This window comes from Streptomyces sp. NPDC053079 (assembly GCF_044546695.1).
Classification (GTDB): Bacteria; Actinomycetota; Actinomycetes; order Streptomycetales; family Streptomycetaceae; genus Streptomyces.
Genome location: NZ_JBITZJ010000002.1, coordinates 853,057 through 869,661, shown reverse-complemented (window position 1 = coordinate 869,661; position 16,605 = coordinate 853,057). Strand labels below are relative to the sequence as shown.

General features: G+C 70.3%; 18 protein-coding genes. 1 reads left to right on the top strand and 17 read right to left on the bottom strand.

The features are described 5' to 3' along the window. Positions 1-53: 53 nt before the first annotated feature. Both ACIGXW_RS11250 and ACIGXW_RS11245 read right to left on the bottom strand, forming a co-directional pair. Entirely contained in the window at positions 54-716 is a 663-nt protein-coding gene (locus ACIGXW_RS11250; protein WP_399572147.1) for a response regulator, read from the bottom strand. Beyond that, positions 713-1,915: a sensor histidine kinase gene (locus ACIGXW_RS11245; protein WP_399572144.1), complete on the bottom strand. Its 1,203-nt coding sequence runs from the start codon at positions 1,913-1,915 to the stop codon at positions 713-715. The genes ACIGXW_RS11250 and ACIGXW_RS11245 overlap by 4 nt, the downstream gene beginning before the upstream one ends. Positions 1,916-2,073: 158 nt before the next feature. On the opposite strand from ACIGXW_RS11245, the gene ACIGXW_RS11240 reads away from it, so the two are divergent. Beyond that, entirely contained in the window at positions 2,074-2,652 is a 579-nt protein-coding gene (locus ACIGXW_RS11240) for a hypothetical protein (RefSeq protein WP_399572141.1), read from the top strand. A 51-nt stretch (positions 2,653-2,703) separates the two neighbouring features. Here ACIGXW_RS11240 and ACIGXW_RS11235 read toward each other — a convergent pair whose 3' ends face one another. The 15 genes from ACIGXW_RS11235 to prmC all read right to left on the bottom strand — a co-directional run bounded on the left by ACIGXW_RS11235 (position 2,704) and on the right by prmC (position 16,529). Beyond that, the gene (locus ACIGXW_RS11235; protein WP_399572138.1) at positions 2,704-3,171 is read right to left on the bottom strand and encodes a DUF2550 domain-containing protein; all 468 of its coding nucleotides are present in this window, start codon (positions 3,169-3,171) and stop codon (positions 2,704-2,706) included. 122 nt (positions 3,172-3,293) lie between these two features. Beyond that, a complete protein-coding gene (locus ACIGXW_RS11230) occupies positions 3,294-3,671 on the bottom strand; it encodes a F0F1 ATP synthase subunit epsilon (RefSeq protein ID WP_360907030.1) in 378 nt (125 codons plus the stop codon). A 129-nt stretch (positions 3,672-3,800) separates the two neighbouring features. Continuing rightward, on the bottom strand, positions 3,801-5,243 hold the full coding sequence (gene atpD, locus ACIGXW_RS11225; protein ID WP_399572135.1) for a F0F1 ATP synthase subunit beta: 1,443 nt from the start codon (positions 5,241-5,243) through the stop codon (positions 3,801-3,803). Continuing rightward, positions 5,244-6,164 (bottom strand): F0F1 ATP synthase subunit gamma, encoded by a 921-nt coding sequence (locus ACIGXW_RS11220; protein WP_399572132.1) that lies wholly within the window; start codon positions 6,162-6,164, stop codon positions 5,244-5,246. Between the two features lie 2 nt (positions 6,165-6,166). Beyond that, positions 6,167-7,738: a F0F1 ATP synthase subunit alpha gene (gene atpA, locus ACIGXW_RS11215; RefSeq protein ID WP_071964960.1), complete on the bottom strand. Its 1,572-nt coding sequence runs from the start codon at positions 7,736-7,738 to the stop codon at positions 6,167-6,169. A 148-nt stretch (positions 7,739-7,886) separates the two neighbouring features. Continuing rightward, on the bottom strand, positions 7,887-8,702 hold the full coding sequence (locus ACIGXW_RS11210; protein ID WP_071964961.1) for a F0F1 ATP synthase subunit delta: 816 nt from the start codon (positions 8,700-8,702) through the stop codon (positions 7,887-7,889). Next, positions 8,699-9,262 carry a F0F1 ATP synthase subunit B gene (locus tag ACIGXW_RS11205; RefSeq protein ID WP_071964962.1) on the bottom strand — a complete coding sequence of 188 codons (564 nt, stop codon included), beginning with the start codon at positions 9,260-9,262 and terminating at the stop codon, positions 8,699-8,701. The genes ACIGXW_RS11210 and ACIGXW_RS11205 overlap by 4 nt, the downstream gene beginning before the upstream one ends. 40 nt (positions 9,263-9,302) lie before the next feature. Next, positions 9,303-9,545, bottom strand: a complete 243-nt coding sequence (locus ACIGXW_RS11200; RefSeq protein WP_071964963.1) for a F0F1 ATP synthase subunit C — start codon at positions 9,543-9,545, stop codon at positions 9,303-9,305. Between the two features lie 82 nt (positions 9,546-9,627). Then, on the bottom strand, positions 9,628-10,440 hold the full coding sequence (gene atpB / locus ACIGXW_RS11195) for a F0F1 ATP synthase subunit A (protein WP_071964964.1): 813 nt from the start codon (positions 10,438-10,440) through the stop codon (positions 9,628-9,630). A 264-nt stretch (positions 10,441-10,704) separates the two neighbouring features. Then, positions 10,705-11,142: a hypothetical protein gene (locus ACIGXW_RS11190; protein WP_071964965.1), complete on the bottom strand. Its 438-nt coding sequence runs from the start codon at positions 11,140-11,142 to the stop codon at positions 10,705-10,707. Between the two features lie 350 nt (positions 11,143-11,492). Further along, the gene (locus tag ACIGXW_RS11185; RefSeq protein ID WP_399572129.1) at positions 11,493-12,809 is read right to left on the bottom strand and encodes an MraY family glycosyltransferase; all 1,317 of its coding nucleotides are present in this window, start codon (positions 12,807-12,809) and stop codon (positions 11,493-11,495) included. 112 nt (positions 12,810-12,921) lie between these two features. Further along, on the bottom strand, positions 12,922-14,247 hold the full coding sequence (gene glyA, locus ACIGXW_RS11180; protein ID WP_399572126.1) for a serine hydroxymethyltransferase: 1,326 nt from the start codon (positions 14,245-14,247) through the stop codon (positions 12,922-12,924). A gap of 73 nt (positions 14,248-14,320) precedes the next feature. Continuing rightward, a complete protein-coding gene (locus ACIGXW_RS11175; RefSeq protein WP_360907015.1) occupies positions 14,321-14,974 on the bottom strand; it encodes a protein-tyrosine-phosphatase in 654 nt (217 codons plus the stop codon). Further along, positions 14,971-15,618: an L-threonylcarbamoyladenylate synthase gene (locus ACIGXW_RS11170; RefSeq protein ID WP_360907013.1), complete on the bottom strand. Its 648-nt coding sequence runs from the start codon at positions 15,616-15,618 to the stop codon at positions 14,971-14,973. Before ACIGXW_RS11170 ends, ACIGXW_RS11175 begins: the two co-directional genes overlap by 4 nt. A 65-nt stretch (positions 15,619-15,683) precedes the next feature. Next, a complete protein-coding gene (gene prmC / locus ACIGXW_RS11165; protein WP_399572123.1) occupies positions 15,684-16,529 on the bottom strand; it encodes a peptide chain release factor N(5)-glutamine methyltransferase in 846 nt (281 codons plus the stop codon). Between the last annotated feature and the right edge of the window lie 76 nt (positions 16,530-16,605).

The following is a 16,605-nucleotide window of genomic DNA, read 5'->3' as shown; positions in this document are numbered from 1 at the left end:
CAGGGTGGGGGGTGCGCGTTGTGAGGGGAGCGTAAGAAGGTCCGTACCAATGGTCAAGAGGTCTGGACCAGACCCAACTCCTGGGCCAGCACGGCCGCTTGCACCCTGCTGCGCAGCTCCAGCTTCCCCAGCAGCCGGCTGACGTGGGTCTTCACCGTCGCCTCCGCCATCCCCAGCCGCTCCCCGATCTCCGCGTTCGACAGCCCCTCCCCCACCCGGGCCAGCACCTCCCGCTCCCGCCGGGTGAGCACGTCCAGCACGGCCGGGTCGGGGCCGTTGGGGGAGCGTACGGGCGTGGGGCGGGCGAACTCCGCGATGAGGCGGCGGGTGACCGCCGGGGAGATCAGGCCCTCCCCGCGCGCGACGGTCCGCACCGCCGCGACCAGCTCACCGGCCTCGCTGTCCTTGAGCAGAAAGCCCGCGGCCCCGGCCCGCAGCGCCCCGAAGACGTACTCGTCGAGGTCGAAGGTGGTCAGCACCAGCACGTCGGCGAGCTGTTCGGCGGTGATCAGCCGGGTGGCGGAGACCCCGTCCATGCGCGGCATCTGGACGTCCATCAGCACCAGGTCCGGCCGCAGCTCCCGGGCCAGCCGCACGGCCTCCTCCCCGTCGCCGGCCTCCCCGACGACCTCGATGTCGGGCGCCGAGCGCAGGATGAGCACGAGCCCGGACCGCACGGCGGCCTGGTCCTCCGCGACGACGACGCGGACCGTCATGAGATCTTCTCCTCGCTGTCGACGGGCAGTTCGGCCCGTACCTCCCACACCTTGCCGCCGTCGGCCACCGGGCCCGCCGTCAGCGCCCCGCCCAGCAGCCCGACGCGCTCACGCATGCCGACCAGCCCCGCCCCGGCCCCCGGGGCGCGCGGCCCCGCGTCGCCGCCCAGCCGGCTTGCCACCCGTACGGTCAGCGGTCCGGCGCCGTTCCCGTCCCGGGTCAGCTCCACCGTCACCGGGCCGGGCGCCGCGTGCTTGACCACGTTGGTCAGCGACTCCTGGACGATGCGGTAGGCCGCGAGCTCCACCGGCACCGGCAGCTTCCCCGCACCCCGCACGTCGCGCAGGACGAACGAGAAGCGGTCGTCGTGCACGCTGGTACGGGCCCGTTCCAGCAGCGCGTCGAGGCCGTCGAGCCGGGGCGTGGGCGCGGGCTCGTCCGCACCGGCCGCCTCCCTCAGCAGACCGATCAGCCGGCGCATCTCGGCGAGCCCCTGGACGCTGTTCTGCCGGATGACGCCAAGGGCCTCGCGGGACGCCTCCGGCTCGTCGATCGACAGGGCGGCCGAGGAGTGTATGGCGATGGCCGACAGGTGTCCGGCGACCATGTCGTGCAGCTCCCGGGCCATCCTCGCCCGCTCCGCCACCACCGCCTCCCGCCGGTCCAGCTCCGCCAGGAGCGCGGTCCGCTCGGCGGCCAGCCGCGCCGCCCGGGCCGCGTCGCGGTGCACCCGCACCCCCACGCCCGTCCACGCCGGCGCCACCAGGACGACCGCCAGCGCGATCCCGACCAGCAGCGACGTGGGGTTGCGGATCAGCGCCACGGCCAGCAGCGTCCCCAGCACGGTGATCGCCTCGGTGGCGCGCGGGATCCGGCGGTAGGCGGCCGGCGGGCCGTAGAGCACCGCCGCGTAGACGAGGTCGGTGTACATGCCGACGTTGGCGACGAGGCTGCCCGCGCAGACGTCCAGCGTGAACGCCCCCGTCCCGATGGCCAGGGCCGTCAGCGGCGCGCGCCGGCGCAGCAGCTCGGCCCCGGCCATGACGACCAGCGCCACCAGCGCGAACCGCCCCGGCAGTTCCGTCACGGGCGAGCTGCGCAGCCCCAGCGCGTACAGCAGGATCCCGCCGGCCAGTCCGGCGGCGGCGATGAACAGCGCGACGCGATCGGGCGGACTTACCGGGAGGCGGACGGACATGGGTCCATCTCAGCACGGCGCGCGGGGTGCGGGCGTCCGCTGCCTCGCTTCTTCACGAAGGCGTCAGTACATCGAAGGATGCAGTCGCAGATCGTCACGTGCGACGACGAATCCGCTGGTGGCGGCGGTCACGCTGGGGACGAGGAAAGGAGAGTGCTGTGATCGTCACGCTGATCGTCATCTGCGAGGTGGGCTTCTGGGTGCTGCTGGCCGGGGGCCTGAGCCTGCGCTACCTGGCCCGCATGCCCCGCACGGGGGCCGCGGTGCTGCTGCTGGAGCCCGTCCTGGAGCTGGTCCTGCTGATCGCCACGGCGGTGGACCTGAAGAACGGCGCCCAGGCGGACTGGAAGCACGGCCTGGCCGCCGTCTACATCGGTTTCTCGGTGGGGCTCGGCCACTCCACCATCAGGTGGGTGGACCAGCGCTTCGCCCACCGCTTCGCCGGGGGCCCGCCGCCGGTGAAGCCGCCCAAGTACGGCATGGCGCGCACGGTGCACGAGTGGAAGACCGCCGGGAAGTGGATCCTCGCGGCCGTGGTGGCGATGGGCCTGCTGCAGGCGGCCATCTGGTACGTGGGTTCGGGCGACATCAGCTCGCTGCGGACCTGGCAGTCGAAGATGCTGTGGGTGATCGGCATCAACGTGATCATCGCGCTGAGCTACACGATCTGGCCCAAGGAGCGGAAGGCCGTGGAGACCTCGAAGTCCGAGCGCCCGGACCTCGTCAAGCGACGTTGACCCTCCCCCAGACTTCGTCCGGGGGGACCCCCATTCAGAGAGCACCCCTATTCAGGCGACATTGACTCTCTGCCCGGGCGGGGCCGCCTCGAGCCAGGCCAGGAAGCCGGTCAGGGCGTCCTCGCTCATCGCCAGCTCCAGGTGCGTGCCGCGGTGCACGCAGACCAGGACGATGGCGTCCGAGAGCAGCGCCAGCTCCTCCTCGCCCTGTGGCGTCCGGCGGCGCAGCACCTCGATGGAGTCCCGCTCCAGGGTGCGGCGCGGCCGGTACGCGTACGAGAAGACCCGGAACCACTCGATCCGGTCACCGTTGTAGCGGGCGACGCCGTACACCCAGCCCTTGCCGGCCGGCTCGGGGGCGGTGTCCGGCTCCTGGGCCTCGGGGACGTTCCAGCGCAGGCTGCAGTCGAAGGTGCCGCCGGACCGCTGGATGAGCCGCCTGCGCAGCCCGAAGACGAAGAGCCCCAAAAGCACCAGCAGCACGACGATGCCGCTCACGAGCAGAGCGAGGACGACCATCTCCACCGACCTCCTCGCATCATCTAGAGCAATCGCACCTGCGTTATTGCCTCAGCCGCGGACCGCCCTGGAATTGTTCCAGGCCGGTCCGCGGCTGAGGGACGTACTCGAAGCGGGTCGGGCTAGCGAACGCCCGTGACCGCCTTCAGCCGGACATCCGCGCGACGCTCGGCGGCCGCGTCGGCCTCCGCCTTCGCACGCTCGAGCGCCCGCTCGGCACGCTCGACGTCGATCTCGTCGGCAAGCTCCGCGATCTCGGCGAGCAGCGAGAGCTTGTCGTCGGCGAACGAGATGAATCCCCCGTGCACCGCCGCGACGACGGTGGAACCGTCGGTGGTCTTGATGGTCACCGGGCCGGACTGCAGCACACCGAGCAGCGGCTGGTGCCCGGGCATGACGCCGATGTCACCCGATGTGGTACGCGCGATGACCATGGTGGCCTCGCCGGACCAGACGCTTCGGTCCGCCGCGACCAGCTCGACGTGCAGCTCAGCAGCCAACGTGGCTCCTCGGGTCTCCACCCGCCGGGCGCGGCGGGTGTTGGGTCAAAGAATAGGGGACGTGACGTCCGGGGGCGGGAGTGCCCCGCCCCCGGACGGACGATCGCGGGGCCCTTGCGGGCCCTCGGATCAGGAGACGCCCAGCTCCTTGGCGTTCTTCTTGAGGTCCTCGAGACCACCACACATGAAGAAGGCCTGCTCCGGGAAGTGGTCGAACTCACCGTCGGCGATGGCGTTGAACGCGGCGATGGACTCGTCCAGCGGCACGTCGGAGCCGTCGACACCGGTGAACTGCTTCGCCGCGTGGGTGTTCTGCGACAGGAAGCGCTCGATACGGCGGGCGCGGTGGACGACCAGCTTGTCCTCTTCGCCGAGCTCGTCGATGCCGAGGATCGCGATGATGTCCTGGAGGTCCTTGTACTTCTGCAGGATTCCCTTGACGCGCATGGCGGCGTCGTAGTGGTCCTGCGCGATGTAGCGCGGGTCCAGGATGCGGGACGTCGAGTCCAGCGGGTCGACCGCCGGGTAGATGCCCTTCTCCGAGATCGGACGCGACAGAACGGTCGTCGCGTCGAGGTGCGCGAAGGTCGTCGCCGGGGCCGGGTCGGTCAGGTCGTCCGCGGGGACGTAGATCGCCTGCATCGAGGTGATCGAGTGACCACGGGTCGAGGTGATGCGCTCCTGCAGGAGGCCCATCTCGTCGGCGAGGTTCGGCTGGTAACCCACCGCGGACGGCATGCGGCCGAGCAGGGTCGAGACCTCGGAACCGGCCTGGGTGAAGCGGAAGATGTTGTCGATGAAGAACAGCACGTCCTGCTTCTGCACATCGCGGAAGTACTCCGCCATGGTCAGACCGGCCAGGGCCACGCGCAGACGGGTGCCCGGGGGCTCGTCCATCTGGCCGAAGACCAGCGCGGTCTTGTCCAGAACGCCGGAGTCCGCCATCTCGTGGATGAGGTCGTTGCCCTCACGGGTGCGCTCACCGACGCCGGCGAAGACGGAAACGCCCTCGTGCAGCTTCGCCACACGCATGATCATTTCCTGGATCAGAACGGTCTTGCCGACACCGGCACCACCGAACAGACCGATCTTGCCGCCCTTGACGTACGGGGTGAGGAGGTCGACGACCTTCAGACCCGTCTCGAACATCTCGGTCTTCGACTCGAGCTGGTCGAACGCCGGGGCCTTGCGGTGGATGGACCAGCGCTCGGTGACCTCGGACTCAGCCTCGGGGTCGTTCAGGATCTTGCCGAGGGTGTTGAACACCCGGCCCTTGGTGACGTCGCCGACGGGCACGGTGATGCCGTCGCCGGTGTCGGTCACCGGGGCCTGACGGATCAGACCGTCGGTGGGCTCCATGGCGATGGAGCGCACCAGGCCCTCGCCCAGGTGCTGCGCGACCTCGAGCGTCAGGGTCTTCTTCTTGCCGGCCTCGGCCGGGTCGGAGACCTCGACGGTCAGGGCGTTGTAGATCTCCGGCATCGCGTCGACGGGGAACTCCACGTCGACGACCGGGCCGATGACCCGGGCGACGCGGCCCGTCGCGGCGGCCGTCTCAACAGTGGTGGTCATTTATCGGTCACTCCCCGCGGTCGCGTCGGCCAGGGCGCTCGCGCCACCGACGATCTCGCTGATTTCCTGGGTGATGTCGGCCTGTCGGGCCGCGTTGGCAAGCCGCGTGAACGACTTGATGAGATCTTCGGCGTTGTCGGTCGCCGACTTCATCGCCCGGCGGCGGGCCGCGTGCTCGGAAGCGGCGGCCTGCAGCAGGGCGTTGTAGATCCGGGACTCGACATACCGCGGCAGCAGTGCGTCGAGCACACCCTCGTCGGACGGCTCGAAGTCGAACAGCGGCAGGATCTTGTCCTTGACCGCCTCCGACTCCTCGGCCGTCGCTTCGAGGCTCAGCGGCAGCAACCGCTTCTCCACCGGCGTCTGCGTCATCATCGACACGAACTCCGTGAAGACGATGTGCAGCTCGTCCACGCCGCCCTCGGCCGTGTCCTTGACGACGGCCTCGATCAGCGGGCCGGCGACCTTCTTGGCGTCGGCGTAGGTCGGGCTGTCGGTGAAGCCCGTCCACGAGTCGACGACCGGGCGCTCACGGAAGCCGTAGTACGCGACGCCCTTGCGGCCGACGATGTACGTGACGACGTCCTTGCCCTCCGCCTTGAGGCGGTTGGTGAGCTGGTCGGCGGCCTTGATCGCGTTGGAGGAGTAGCCGCCGGCCAGACCGCGGTCGCTCGTGACGAGCAGGACCGCGGCCCGGACGGGGTTCTCGACCTCGGTGGTCAGGGCGTGCTTGGTGTTGGAGCCGGTGGCAACCGCGGTCACTGCCCGGGTGAGCTCACTGGCGTACGGAGTGGACGCGGCCACCTTGCGCTGTGCCTTGACGATGCGCGAGGCGGAGATCATCTCCATCGCCTTGGTGATCTTCTTGGTCGCAGTGACGGACTTGATCCGCCTCTTGTAGACCCGGAGCTGGGAACCCATGCTCAGCCCTCGCCCAGCAGCTTGCCGTCCGAGGTCTCGAACTGCTGCTTGAAGGACGTGATCGCGTCGGCCACGGACTGCAGCGTGTCGTCGGACATCTTGCCGCCCTCGCGGATGCTGTCCATCAGGCCCTTGTGCTCGCGGTGCAGGTAGTCCAGCAGCTCGCGCTCGAAGCGGCGGATGTCCTCGACCGGGACGTCGTCCATCTTGCCGGTGGTGCCGGCCCAGATGGAGACGACCTGGTCCTCGGTGGCGTACGGCGCGTACTGCGACTGCTTCAGCAGCTCGACCATGCGCTTACCGCGCTCCAGCGAGGCCTTGGAGGCCGCGTCCAGGTCGGAACCGAAGGCGGCGAACGCCTCCAGCTCGCGGTACTGGGCGAGGTCCACGCGGAGGCGGCCGGAAACCTGCTTCATGGCCTTGTGCTGGGCGGAGCCACCGACACGGGAGACCGAGATACCGACGTTCAGCGCGGGGCGCTGACCGGCGTTGAAGAGGTCCGACTCCAGGAAGCACTGGCCGTCGGTGATGGAGATGACGTTGGTCGGGATGAACGCCGACACGTCGTTCGCCTTGGTCTCGACGATCGGCAGACCGGTCATCGAACCCGCGCCCATCTCGTCGGAGAGCTTGGCGCAGCGCTCCAGCAGACGGGAGTGCAGGTAGAAGACGTCACCCGGGTAGGCCTCGCGGCCCGGCGGGCGGCGGAGCAGCAGGGAGACGGCGCGGTAGGCGTCGGCCTGCTTCGACAGGTCGTCGAAGACGATCAGGACGTGCTTGCCCTGGTACATCCAGTGCTGGCCGATGGCCGAGCCGGTGTACGGCGCGAGGTACTTGAAGCCGGCCGGGTCGGACGCCGGAGCCGCGACGATGGTCGTGTACTCCAGGGCGCCGGCCTCCTCCAGCGCGCCGCGCACGGACGCGATGGTGGAGCCCTTCTGGCCGATGGCGACGTAGATGCAGCGGACCTGCTTCTTCGGGTCGCCCGAGCGCCAGTTGTCGCGCTGGTTGATGATCGTGTCGACGGCCAGCGCGGTCTTACCGGTCTGGCGGTCACCGATGATCAGCTGACGCTGGCCACGGCCGACCGGGGTCATCGCGTCGACGGCCTTGTAGCCGGTCTCCATCGGCTCGTGGACCGACTTGCGGACCATGACGCCGGGGGCCTGCAGTTCGAGGGCGCGGCGGCCCTCGGTCGCGATCTCGCCGAGGCCGTCGATCGGGTTGCCCAGCGGGTCGACGACGCGGCCGAGGTAGCCCTCGCCGACCGCGACGGAGAGCACCTCACCGGTGCGCTGCACCGGCTGGCCCTCCTCGATGCCGCTGAACTCGCCGAGGACGACCGCACCGATCTCGCGCTCCTCGAGGTTGAGGGCGAGACCGAGGGTTCCGTCCTCGAACCGCAGCAGCTCGTTCGCCATGGCCGAGGGCAGACCCTCGACCTTCGCGATGCCGTCGCCGGCAACGCTGACCGTACCGACCTCCTCGCGCGAGGCCGCGTCCGGCTTGTACGCCTGGACAAAGTTCTCCAGTGCGTCCCGGATCTCCTCCGGCCGGATCGTGAGCTCCGCCATCTGGGTTCCCTGCTCTCCTTGTTGGGCCCGAAGTAATTCTGGGGGTCTGGGGACTTGCTCCCACAGCAGCCGTGCTGCTCTGGGCCCCCAGAGTGACACCGTCGACCCAACTCGGGCCGTCAGTACATGCTCTTGAGTTGGTGGCTGGTCAGCCGGCCATCCGGCGGCCCGCCTCGGCGAGACGGTCCGCGATGGTCCCACTGACGATCTCGTCGCCGATCCGCACCTGGATGCCGCCGAGGACCTCGGGGTCGACGTCCAGGTTGAGGTGGACACGCCGTCCGTACAGCTTGGCGAGCGCATCGCCGAGGCGCTGCTTCTGCTGCTCGTTCAGCGGCACCGCGGAGACGACCTCCGCGACCATGCGGTCCCGGCGCTCGGCGGCCAGCTTGGAGAGGGCGGTGAGCCCACCTTCCAGGCTACGGCCACGCGGCGCGGTCACCAGTCGGACGACGAGGCGCTCGGTGACGGGGTTGGCCCGGCCGCCCAGCAGCTCGCGGAGGAGCGTCGCCTTGGCGGACCGGTCGGCGACCTTGTCCGTCAGCGCGGCGCGCAGCTCCGGGTTCGAGGCGACGATCCGGCCGAAGCGGAACAGCTCGTCCTCGACGTCGTCCAGGTCGCCGGCGCGCTCGGCCGCGACGAGGTCGGCGCCACTGGCCAGCTCCTCGACCGCGTCGACCAGGTCGCGCGAGCGCGACCAGCGGGAGCGGACCATGCCCGCCACCAGGTCGGCGCACTCGCCGCCGACCTGACCGGCCAGCAGCCGGCCGACCAGCTCGGCCTTGGCCTCGCCGGACTGCGCCGGGTCGGTGAGGACCCGACGCAGCGAGACCTCGCGGTCGAGCAGCGCGGTAACGGCGGTGAGATCCTCGGCGAGCTTCGCCGCGTCCACGGACGTGTTGTCCGCCAGCGCGTCGAGGCTCTCGCGTGCGGAGGCCAGGGCCTCCCGGCTCGCAAGACTCATCGGCTCGCCTCGGCCTTCTTCACGTCGACCGACTTGTCCTCGAGGGCGTCGAGGAAGCGGTCGATGGTCCGGCTCTGGCGGGCGGAGTCCGTGAGGGACTCGCCGACGATCCGGCCGGCCAGGTCGATGGCCAGCTGGCCGACGTCCTGGCGCAGCGTGGCCGCGGCGGCCTTGCGGTCGGCCTCGATCTGGGCGTGACCGGCAGCGATGATCTCCTCACGCTGCCGCTGGCCCTCGGACCGCATCTCGGCGATCAGCGCGACGCCCTGCTCCTGCGCCTCCTGGCGCAGACGCGCAGCCTCGTGGCGGGCGTCGGCGAGCTGGGCCCGGTAGTCCTCGAGAACCTGCTGAGCCTCGGCCTGGGCGGCCTCGGCCTTCTCCATGCCGCCCTCGATGGCCGCCCGGCGCTCGTCCAGAACCTTGTTGATGTTCGGGAGGAGCTTCTTGCCGAGGAACAGGAAGACGATGAGGAAGGCGATAAGGCCGATGACGAGCTCTGGCATCGGCGGGAGGAGAGGGTTTTCCATCTCCTCGGACGCCAGGTGCGTCAGGGCGGTCACATCAGTGCCTTTCGTCGAAAAGGTTGGTCGATGGGTCGGTTTACTTGTAAACGAAGCCCATGACGATGCCGATCAGGGCGAGCGCCTCACAGAAGGCGAAACCCATGATCTGGTTGGCGCGGATCAGGCCCGCGGCCTCGGGCTGGCGGGCCAGGGCCTGGGTGCCGTTACCGAAGATGATGCCGACGCCGACGCCGGGGCCGATCGCGGCGAGGCCGTAGCCGATCGCAGCAACGTTGCCGCTGACGGTGTCGGTGGCGGCAAGGGTCTGGAGAGCGGACATGCCGGTTCTTCCTTCTCTTTCACGGACCGGTGGGGGTTGGCCACCGGACGTCTGTTGGACTGGGGGGCGGAGACGGGCTGACTCAGTGGTGCTCGGAGAGCGCGCCCTGGACGTAGTTGCAGGCCAGGAGGACGAAGACGTACGCCTGGACGGCCTGGATGAAGAGCTCGAAGGCGGTCATGATGATCGTCATCACGAACGAGGCGCTCGCGTAGGCGATGCCGATCCCGTTCAGCAGGTACCAGCTGGCGACGGAGAACATCACGAGCAGCATGTGACCGGCGAACATGTTGGCGAACAGTCGCACCGCGTGGGTGAAGGGCCGGATGATCAGGTTCGAGAGGAACTCGAGCGCGACGACCAGCGGCAGGATCCAGCCGAGCGACTTGTCGTAGCCGGTGATGTTCTTCCAGGCACCGACGAAGCCGTGCTTCTTGAAGGTCAGACCGACCCACAGCACGTAGACGACCAGGGCGAGACCGGCCGGGTAGGCGATGATCGACGTCACCGGGAACTGGGCGACCGGGATGATCGACCAGACGTTCATGATCCAGATGAAGAAGAACAGCGAGACCATGAAGGGGACGTACTTCTCGCCCTCCTTCTTGCCGAGCGCCTCGTAGACGAGACCGCGGCGGACGAAGTCGTAGCCCGCCTCACCGATCATCTGCAGCTTGCCCGGGACCACCTTGGCCTTGCCGAACGCCGCCCAGAAGAACCCCACGATGACGAGCGAGCCCAGCAGGGCCAGCAGCATCGGCTTGTTGAACTCGAAGCCGCCGATCGTGAAGAGCGGTTCGAAGACGAACGAGTGGAGCCCTGGGGCCGGGAAGCCGCACCCATCGAAGATGTGGCAATCGGTCTCGAAGGCGAGCAGTGTCTGGTCAGCACTCACCGCGAGCTCCTTCAGCGTGGCGCATAGGTACGGCAACCTCGTTGTGTCGGCGCGGCGCACGGCCACGGAACGGCACTGGACTGGACTTACGGATGGGGATGCGGCGGGTCGGCCGGGGGCCGGAAGTCATCGCAGGCGTCAGCTGCACGGGAAGCCGACTCTCACCCGGGAATCCCGGGGATTCGGCTGCCTGCGTCCGCTGCACCTCAGATGGCACCGGACGATAGCAGGTGAGCACACGGGCATTTATTCCGGCCCTACCGGTCATGACGGAGACCCGGCCGGCGCGGACTTCTGCGCCTCGCCGGACTCCGGATCCACGTAAAGGATCTTCGCCTTCATGTAGGCACGGGCCTGGGCCGCGATCCAGGTCAGGGTCGCGGCGAGCAGCGAGAAGGCGAAGGCCTTGGTGCTGAAGAGCGTGGTGTTCTTGAAGACCACGAGAAAGACGGCCACCAGCAGGATCTGGGTCAGGTAGAGCACCAGACCCATCGCCTGGAACAGGTGGGGCAGGTGCCTGGCGGTGCGGTTGAGGATGACCAGACCGGTCGCCATCACCCCGCCGGCGAGGACCACGCCGACAACGGCTCCGATCCCCCCCTTGCCGCCGGCGAGCACCGAGCTGACGACGGCGGCGACAACGCCGACAACGGCGGTCGGCACGGCGCACTGCAAAAGCGTTCGGGCGTCGTTGGACTGCATGAAGGGTTTCTCCGGCGAAGGTCGGAAGCAACGATTCGTCGTGGACGAGCGTATCCCCGGGGATGAGACATGGCTCGCGACGAAGGGCCGCCGCACTACGGTCCTTCGGCTCTAGCACCGGGTTTCGTGAACGGTATCACAAACTATTTGATGAGGTCTTTACCTACATCGTGTGCCGCATGTCACACGGAAGGGTCAATCCGCAGGTCATCGGGCTGACGAAGGGGTTGAGAGTCTGCTATTGCGGACGCTCCGCACGCCCTCTTTAGGCCGTCCGGGACCGTCGCCGACGGATGATTTCGGCCGTTCAAGATCGCTTATATGCGGCGTTGCGTCACGCATTCCACCGCTCAGTGATTGCTGCCGATCTTTCCGCGGTGCGTGAAGCGCGAGCGGTCCCCGATCGCCGTCGCCCCGTGCAGGCCCGCCGGCACCGGCTCCCGCTGCGGACCGCCCTCCGCGGCCGCCTGCGGCTGCTCCACGGCCGCCGCGGGCACGGCCCGGCGCCGGTAGCGGGGCGGCACGAACTGCTCCGCCCAGCGCGGCGCACGGGGCGTGAAACGCGGCATCAGCAGCAGCACCAGACCGACCGCACTGAGCACGACGACCAGCAGCAGGATCCAGACACTCGCCGAATTCACGGAATAGGCCACCGCCCCGAAGGCGATCAGCGCGGACCAGAAATACATGATCAATACGGCCCGGCTGTGGGAATGGCCGATCTCCAGCAGCCGGTGGTGCAGATGCCCGCGGTCGGCGGCGAACGGCGACTGGCCCTTCCACGTACGGCGCACGACCGCCAGCAGCAGGTCCGCGACCGGCACCGCGATCACCGTCAGCGGCAGCAGCAGCGGAATGTAGACCGGCACCATGGTGTGCACCGCGGCCCGCTCCGAACCGGCCCACAGCTTGAGCGCGTCCGGGTCCACCTGACCGGTGACGGAGATGGCTCCCGCCGCCAGGACCAGGCCGATGAGCATCGAGCCGGAGTCGCCCATGAAGATCCGCGCCGGGTGCATGTTGTGCGGCAGGAAGCCCAGGCACATGCCCATCAGGATCGCCGCGAACAGCGTCGCGGGGGCGGCGGCCTCCAGGCCGTGCCCGAACCACATCCGGTACGCGTACAGGAAGAACGCGGCGGCGGCGATGCACACCATGCCCGAGGCCAGCCCGTCCAGGCCGTCGACGAAGTTCACCGCGTTGATGGTGATCACCACCAGCGCGACCGTCAGCAGCGTGCCCTGCATCGGCGTCAGCGAGACCGTGCCCACACCGGGCACCGGGATCCACAGGATCGTCAGGCCCTGCAGCACCATCACACCGGCGGCGATCATCTGTCCGCCGAGCTTGACCAGGGCGTCCACGCCCCACTTGTCGTCCAGCACGCCCAGCAGCCAGATCAGGCCCGCGCCCGAGAGCAGCGCGCGCGGCTCGTTGGACAGCTCGAAGACGTGCTTGAGGTTCGACAGGTGCGCGGCCACCAGCAGTCCCGCGCACAGACCGCCGAACATCGCGATGCCCCCGAGCCGCGGCGTGGGTTCCCGGTGCACGTCGCGCGCGCGGATCTCCGGCATGGCGCCGGCCAGGATCGCGAACTTCCGCACCGGGCCCGTCAGCAGATAGGTGACGGCCGCGGTGACGCACAACGTCAGCAGGTATTCACGCACGGACTGCCCCAGGGATCGCGCTGGACATCACAGCCCCACACCATATTCGCGTCCGCCCCTGATCCGTGAATGCAGGTGAAGACGCCGGCCGGGCCCGAGTGGTTGCAAATGATCACATGTGGGACCGGTAGGGCGGGAACCTTCCGGCCAGATCCGCCACCTCGGCGCGCACCTGGCCCTCCCGCCCCTCCCCGCGCAGCGCCGCACCGAGCAGCATCCCCACGTGCCTCATCTCCGCCTCACCCATGCCCTGGGTGGTCAGCGCCGCGGTCCCCAGGCGCAGCCCCCGGGCGGTGCCGTGGGCCAGCCCGCACACGTCCAGCACGATCGCGGCCGCGGCGAGGCGGCGGCGGGCCGTGGCGGCGTCCAGGGCCAGCGGTGCGACGTCGGCGACCAGGAGGTGGGTGTCGGTGCCTCCGGTGGCCAGGACGAGCCCCTGGGCGGCCAGGGCGGCCCCCAGGGCGCGGGCGTTGGCGACCACCCGGTGGGCGTAGGCGGTGAACGCCGGCGTCGCGGCCTCCCCGAAGGCGACGGCCTTCGCGGCGACCGTGTGCATCTGGGCACCGCCCTGGGTGAACGGGAACACCGCCCGGTCGACCTGTTCCGCCAGCCGCGCCCCGCACAGGACGATCCCGCCGCGCGGCCCGCGCAGCACCTTGTGGGTGGTGGCGCACACCACGTCCGCGTACGGGACGGGGTTGGGCGCCGCTCCCCCGGCGACCAGGCCGATGGGGTGCGCGGCATCGACGATCAGATACGCGCCCACCTCGTCGGCGATCTCGCGGAAGGCGGCGTAGTCGGGGTGGCGGGGATAGGAGATCGAGCCGCAGACGATGGCCTGGGGGCGGTGCTCCCGGGCCAGGGCGCGCACCTGCTCGTAGTCGATGAGGCCGGTGTCCTCGCGGACGCCGTAGCCGACGAAGTCGAACCAGCGGCCCGAGAAGTTCGCCGGGGAGCCGTGCGTGAGGTGGCCGCCGTGCCGCAGGCCCATGGCCAGCACGGTGTCCCCGGGGCGCAGCAGCGCGGCGTAGGCGGCCAGTACGGCGGCGGTGCCGGAGTGCGGCTGGACGTTGGCGTGCTCGGCGCCGAAGAGGGTCTTGGCGCGGTCGGTGGCGATGCGCTCGACGAGGTCGACGAGCTCGCAGCCGCCGTGGTGGCGGGCGCCCGGGTAGCCCTCGGCGTACTTGTTGGTGAGCGGGGAGCCGAGGGTGGCGAGCACGGCGGGCGAGGTGAAGTTCTCGGCGGCGATCAGCTGCAGTCCGGTCGCCTGGCGCTCGGTCTCGCCCAGGAGGAGCCCGGCGAGCTCGGGGTCCTGCCGCAGCAGGGCCTCGAAGCCGTGCCCCCACGCGGGGTGCGGGCCGGCCTGCTCCGCCGCTTCGGTGGTGGGTGCCGCGCCGGCGGCCCGGGCGGGCGCGGGGGTGAGAGGCGTCGCGGACATCGCGGGCTCCGAGCTGTGGGCGGGTGCGATGGGCTCACCACCCAATGTAGGCCCCGGTCCGCGGGGTCGCTGCTCAGGAGCGGGACGCGACTCCCGTGAGGGCGGTGACGACCGGGTCGAGGGCCTGGTTGATCTCGTCGCCGATGGAGCGGAAGAAGGTGATCGGGGCGCCGTAGGGGTCGTGGACCTCGTCGGCGTCCGCGGTGGGCGCCAGCAGCCAGCCGCGCAGGGCGGCGGCGGCCTGCACCAGGGCGCGGGCGCGGTCGACCACCCCGCCGGCCCGCTCGGGGTCCGGAAGGGTCGCGGGGTCTATGGCCCGCACCAGCCGGGTGAACTCCTTCAGCGTGAAGGTGCGCAGACCCGCGGAGTGGCCCATGGAAATGACCTGGGCGCGGTGGTCGCGGGTGGCGGTCAGGACGAGGTCGGCGCGGATGACGTGCTCGTCGAGGAGCTCACGGCCGGTGAAGCCGTGGGCGTCGGCGCCGAAGTCGGCCAGGACCGTGGCGGCGTGGGCCTCCATGGGCGCGCCCTCGTGGCCCCAGGTGCCGGCGCTCTCCACCACCAGGCCGCCCGCGAAGGGGTCGCCGAGGCGGTGGGCGAGGGCATGGCGGGTCAGCCGCTCGGTGATGGGCGAGCGGCAGACGTTGCCAGTGCTGACGTGGAGGATGCGGAAGGTGTCGGTGGTGGTGTCCGGTCCCGCTATGCCACGCCCCTGCGCGGCGATCAATTCGCCACCTCGAGTTCGGGTACCACCTCGCGCAGCTGCTCGGCGCTGATGGCGCCGGCGCGCAGCAGGACGGGCACCTGGCCGGTGACGTCCACGATGGAGGACGGCACGTCGGCGGGCGTGGAGCCGCCGTCGAGGTAGACGGAGACGGAGTCCCCGAGCATCTCCTGTGCGGCGTCGCAGTCCTGCGGGGCGGGGTGACCGGTGAGGTTGGCGCTGGAGACGGCCATGGGGCCGAACTCGGTGAGCAGCTCCAGGGCCACCGGGTGCAGCGGCATCCGCACGGCCACGGTGCCCCGGGTCTCGCCCAGGTCCCAGGTCAGCGACGGCTGGTGCTTGGCGACCAGGGTCAGGGCGCCGGGCCAGAAGGCGTCGACGAGCTCCCAGGCCTGCTCGGAGAAGTCCGTGACGAGGCCGTGCAGGGTGTTCGGGGAGCCGACCAGGACGGGCGAGGGCATGCCCCGGCCCCGGCCCTTGGCCTGGAGGAGGTCGCCGACGGCCTCGCGGCTGAAGGCGTCCGCACCGATGCCGTAGACGGTGTCGGTGGGCAGCACGACCAGCTCGCCGCGGCGGACCGCGGCGGCGGCTTCGCGCAGACCGGTCTTGCGGTCGGTCGCGTCGCTGCAGTCGTATCGCCGTGCCATCTAACGGACCTCCTCGTACTGGGTCTTGGTCTGGTGCCGGTCGGCTGCCGGGGCGGTCGGGGCCGTCACGGAGTCGCCTTGCGGGCCGTCGCGAAGCGGGGCCGGTTGTTCAGGTCGGGGTGGTCGGCCGCGTCGGCCCAGCCCCGCTCCTCGGTGAAGATCCACGGGACCTGGCCGCCCTGGGTGTCGGCGTGCTCGATGACGACGACGCCGCCGGGCCGCAGCAGCCGGTGCGCGGTGCGCTCGATGCCGCGGATGGTGTCGAGGCCGTCCTCGCCGGAGAACAGCGCGAGCTCGGGGTCGTGGTCGCGGGCCTCGGGGGCGACGTACTCCCACTCGGTGAGCGGGATGTACGGCGGGTTGGAGATCACCAGGTCGACCTGGCCGTCCAGCTCGGGCAGGGCGGTCAGGGCGTTGCCGTGGTGGAGCTGGACGCGGGAGCCCGCCACGTTCTTGCGGGCCCAGCCCAGGGCGCCCTCGTCGAGCTCCACGGCGTGCACGCGCGAGCGCGGCACCTCCTGGGCCAGGGCCAGGGCGATGGCCCCGGAGCCGGTGCACAGGTCGACGATGAGGGGCTCGACGACGTCCATGGCCCGCACGGCGTCTATGGCCCAGCCGACGACCGACTCGGTCTCGGGGCGGGGCACGAAGACGCCGGGCCCGACCTGGAGCTCCAGGTAGCGGAAGAAGGCGCGGCCGGTGATGTGCTGCAGCGGCTCGCGGGCCTCGCGGCGCGCGACGGCCTCCCAGTAGCGGGCGTCGAAGTCGGCGTCCTTGACGTTGTGCAGCTCGCCGCGCTTGACGCCGTGCACGAAGGCGGCCAGCTCCTCCGCGTCGAAGCGCGGAGACGGTACGCCGGCGTCGGCCAGCCGCTGAGTGGCTTGCGCCACCTCTGCTAGCAGCAGGTTCACGTTGTTCCTCTCGCGTCGGCGCCCCGGTCGTCCACTGTGGCCGGACGGGCTCGATTCTTCATCACTTGGCAAGCAC

Coding starts and splice junctions, on each gene's coding strand:
- ACIGXW_RS11250 (WP_399572147.1), bottom strand. CDS start 716: ATGACGGTCCGCGTCGTCGTCGCGGAGGACCAGGCCGCCGTGCGGTCC.
- ACIGXW_RS11245 (WP_399572144.1), bottom strand. CDS start 1,915: ATGTCCGTCCGCCTCCCGGTAAGTCCGCCCGATCGCGTCGCGCTGTTC.
- ACIGXW_RS11235 (WP_399572138.1), bottom strand. CDS start 3,171: ATGGTCGTCCTCGCTCTGCTCGTGAGCGGCATCGTCGTGCTGCTGGTG.
- atpD (WP_399572135.1), bottom strand. CDS start 5,243: ATGACCACCACTGTTGAGACGGCCGCCGCGACGGGCCGCGTCGCCCGG.
- ACIGXW_RS11220 (WP_399572132.1), bottom strand. CDS start 6,164: ATGGGTTCCCAGCTCCGGGTCTACAAGAGGCGGATCAAGTCCGTCACT.
- atpA (WP_071964960.1), bottom strand. CDS start 7,738: ATGGCGGAGCTCACGATCCGGCCGGAGGAGATCCGGGACGCACTGGAG.
- ACIGXW_RS11210 (WP_071964961.1), bottom strand. CDS start 8,702: ATGAGTCTTGCGAGCCGGGAGGCCCTGGCCTCCGCACGCGAGAGCCTC.
- ACIGXW_RS11200 (WP_071964963.1), bottom strand. CDS start 9,545: ATGTCCGCTCTCCAGACCCTTGCCGCCACCGACACCGTCAGCGGCAAC.
- ACIGXW_RS11190 (WP_071964965.1), bottom strand. CDS start 11,142: ATGCAGTCCAACGACGCCCGAACGCTTTTGCAGTGCGCCGTGCCGACC.
- glyA (WP_399572126.1), bottom strand. CDS start 14,247: ATGTCCGCGACGCCTCTCACCCCCGCGCCCGCCCGGGCCGCCGGCGCG.
- ACIGXW_RS11170 (WP_360907013.1), bottom strand. CDS start 15,618: ATGGCACGGCGATACGACTGCAGCGACGCGACCGACCGCAAGACCGGT.